1 protein-coding gene is annotated in these 3,450 nt (G+C 73.7%); it reads right to left on the reverse strand.

From position 1 onward, the window contains the following. The coding region (locus tag A2U95_RS21260) for an SDR family NAD(P)-dependent oxidoreductase (protein ID WP_166025717.1) at positions 1 to 3,450 on the reverse strand (3,450 nt) is incomplete at both ends.

Consider the following 3,450-nt stretch of genomic DNA (forward strand, 5'->3'; position numbering starts at 1 on the left):
TGGTGCCGGCGAAGACGCCCGTCCGGGTGCCCCGCACCGACGCCGGGTCGATGCCCGACCGCTCGAACGCCTCCCACGACGTCTCCAGCAGCAGCCGCTGCTGCGGATCCATCCCGAGTGCCTCACGCGGCGAGATGCCGAACAGCGCCGGGTCGAAGTACCCGGCCTCGTAGAGGAAACCGCCCCGGTCGACGTAGGTGGTGTTCGGCGTGCTGCGCGTCGGGTCGTACAGCCGCTCCAGGTCCCAGCCGCGGTCCAGCGGGAAGCCTCCGACGGCGTCCTCGCCCGCCACGATGAGCTCCCACCGCTGCTCGGGGGAGTTCACGCCGCCGGGGAAGCGGCAGCTCATGCCGACGACGACGATCGGGTCGTCGTCCGTCACGCCACCCCGCGCGGCCGGGAGACCGTCCTGTTCCGCGGTGCCGGACCCGCCGAGGAGAGCGCTGTGGAGGTGGCGGGCAAGGGCCTCGGGCGACGGGTGGTCGAAGGCGAGGGTGGCCGCCAGCGACAGACCGGTGGCGGCCTTCAGACGGTTCCGCAGTTCGACGACGGCGAGCGAGTCGAACCCGAGGTCCTGGAAGACCCGCCCCGGCTTCACGGCCTCGGGACCGGGGTGCCCCAGCACGGCGGCCGCCTCGGTCCGCACCAGCTTGAGCAGCGTCTGGTGCTGCTCGGCGGCGGAGAGGCCGCGCAGCCGGGTGACGAACGCCGAGCCGTTGGCCGCTCCGTCCAGCAGCGACTGTTCGGCCGTCCGGGCAAGGGCCTGGACCTCGGGGATCTCGGAGATCAGCGGTCGGGGGCGGGCCGCGGTGAAACGGGGGGCGAACAGTTCCCAGTCGACGTCCGCCACGACCTGGCAGGTCTCGTCGGACGCGGTCGCGTGCTCGAGGGCCATCAGGGCCAGGCCGGGATCCATCAGTGGAAGCCCGCGCTTGCGCATCAGTTCGCCCGCCTCGCCGTCGGCCATGCCCCCGCCGCCCCAGGCCCCCCAGGCCAGGGAAGTGGCGGCGAGACCGCGCGAGCGGCGCTGTTCGGCGAGGGCGTCGAGGTGCGCGTTGGCGGCGGCGTAGGCGCCTTGGCCGGCGCTGCCCCACACACCCGCGCTGGAGGAGAAGAGGACGAACGCGTCCAGGGGGACGTCTTCGCCGAAGTACGCGTCGAGGAGGACGGCGCCGCGCACCTTGGCCTCCTGCACGGCCCGCAGTTCCTCGTCGCCGAGGTCGGTGACGGGGCGGGTGGGGCCGATACCGGCGGTGTGGACGACCGCGGTGATCTCCTCCTGCGCGGAGCGCAGTCCGTCGAGCAGCTGGTACAGGGCTTCCCGGTCGGTGACGTCGCAGGCCGCGACCGTCACGCGCGTTCCGGATGCGGAGAGTTCGTCACGGAGCTCAGCGGCGCCGGGTGCTTCGGGGCCGCGGCGGCTGGTGAGGACGAGGTGCTCGGCACCGCCCTCCGCGAGGCGGCGGGCGACCCGGGCGCCCAGCGCGCCGGTTCCTCCGGTGACGACGACGGTGCCTCGCGGCCTCCACGCGGTGGGGGCGCGGTGCCCGGCGGAGACCCGGACCAGCCGACGCGCGTACACGCCGGTCCCCCGCACGGCCACCTGGTCCTCGTCCCCGGCGGAGGCGAGAACCGCGCACAGCCGTGCGGCGGCGCTGTCGTCGAACTCCTCCGGCAGGTCGACGAGCCCGCCCCAGCGGTGTGGCAGTTCCAGAGCGGCAACCCGGCCGAGCCCCCATACGGCGGCCTGCTCCGGCCGGACCACGGGGTCCACGCCCCCGGTGGAGACCGCCCCCCGGGTCAGGCACCACAGGGGCGCCGTCACGTCCGCGTCGCCGAGTGCCTGGACGAGGACGACGGTGTCCCGCAGGCCCAGGGCCGAGACGACCCCGCGCACGGCACCCGGAGCAACGGCCTCGGCGAGGCGCTCGGCCAGCGCGGCACGATCGGCCGCCGCAACGCGCACCACCTCGGCGCCGTGCTCGGCCAGTGCCTCGGCGAGGCCCTCCGCGCGCAGACCGTCGTCAGCCGGGCCCCCCGCGGGCTCCACGAGCAGCCAGCGCCCGGTGACGTCCCCGTCCGCGATCCGAACGGGTCGCCAGACCACGCGGTAGCGCCACCGGTCGAGGGTGGAGTGCTGCCGCTGCCGGTCGCGCCAGGACGACAGGGCCGGCAGGGCGTCCTTGAGACTGAGGTCGCCGCTGAGATCGAGCGCGGACAGGTCCTCGTCCTCCACCGCCTTCCAGAACGCCGCGTCGGCGGGATCGGCAGCGGTGAGGGCTTCCGGCTCGGCCGGCTCGGGCCAGTAGTGCTGGTGCTGGAAGGCGTAGGTGGGCAGGTCGACGCGTCGGGCGCCGGTGCCGGCGAAGTAGGCGGTCCAGTCGACGGCGGTGCCGTGCGTGTGGAGTTCGGCCAGCGCGGCCACCACCGCGTCGGCCTCGGCACGGTTCTTCCGCAGGGCGGGGACGAACGCGGCCTCGGCAACCGTTTCCTGGGCCATGGCGGACAGGACGCCGCCGGGGCCGAGCTCCAGGTAGACGGCCACGCCTTGGGCGTCGAGGTGAGCCATGCCGTCGGCGAACCGGACGGCCCGGCGGACGTGGTTGACCCAGTAGTCCGCGGTCAGCAGTTCCTCGCCCGCGACGGTGCCGGTCAGGTTGGAGACGATCGGAATCCGCGGGGCGTGGAAGGTCGCCGCCTGCACGACCTGCCGGAACTCCTCCAGCATGGGCTCCATGCGCGGCGAGTGGAACGCGTGGCTGACCCGCAGCCGCTTCGACTTCGCGAACCGGCCCGCGATGGCCAGCACCTCGTCCTCGTCGCCGGAGATCACGACGGAGGTGGGGCCGTTGAGGGCGGCGATGGACACGCCGTTGGTGAGCAGGGGCAGGACCTCGTCCTCGGTGGCCTGCACAGCGACCATCGCCCCGCCCTCCGGCAGGGCCTGCATCAGCCGGCCACGTGCAGCCACCAGAGCAGCCGCGTCCTCCAGCGACCACACGCCGGCGACGTGCGCGGCGGCGAGTTCGCCGATGGAGTGGCCCAGCAGGTAGTCAGGAGTGACGCCCCAGTGCTCCATCAGCCGGAACAAGGCGACCTCGACCGCGAAGAGGCCGGCCTGCGTGTAGACGGTCCTGTCGAGCAGGTCGGACTCGGCGTCGAAGACCAGTTCCTTGACCGGACGGTCCAGGTGCTTGTCGAGTTCCGCGCAGACGGCGTCGAAGGCGTCGGCGAACACCGGGAACGCCTCGTACAGCTCCCGGCCCATGCCCGCCCGCTGCGAGCCCTGGCCCGAGAACAGGAACGCCGAACGCCCACCCCGAACCACACCCGACACCACGCCCGCGGCCGAACGGCTCTCGGCCACCGCGCGTAGCAGTTCCTCGCGGTCCTCGCCGAAGACCACCGCACGGTGATCGAACTGGGTGCGGCTCGACACCAGGGACCAGC

Source organism: Streptomyces chilikensis (assembly GCF_001642695.1).
In the GTDB taxonomy this organism is placed as follows: Bacteria; Actinomycetota; Actinomycetes; order Streptomycetales; family Streptomycetaceae; genus Streptomyces; species Streptomyces chilikensis.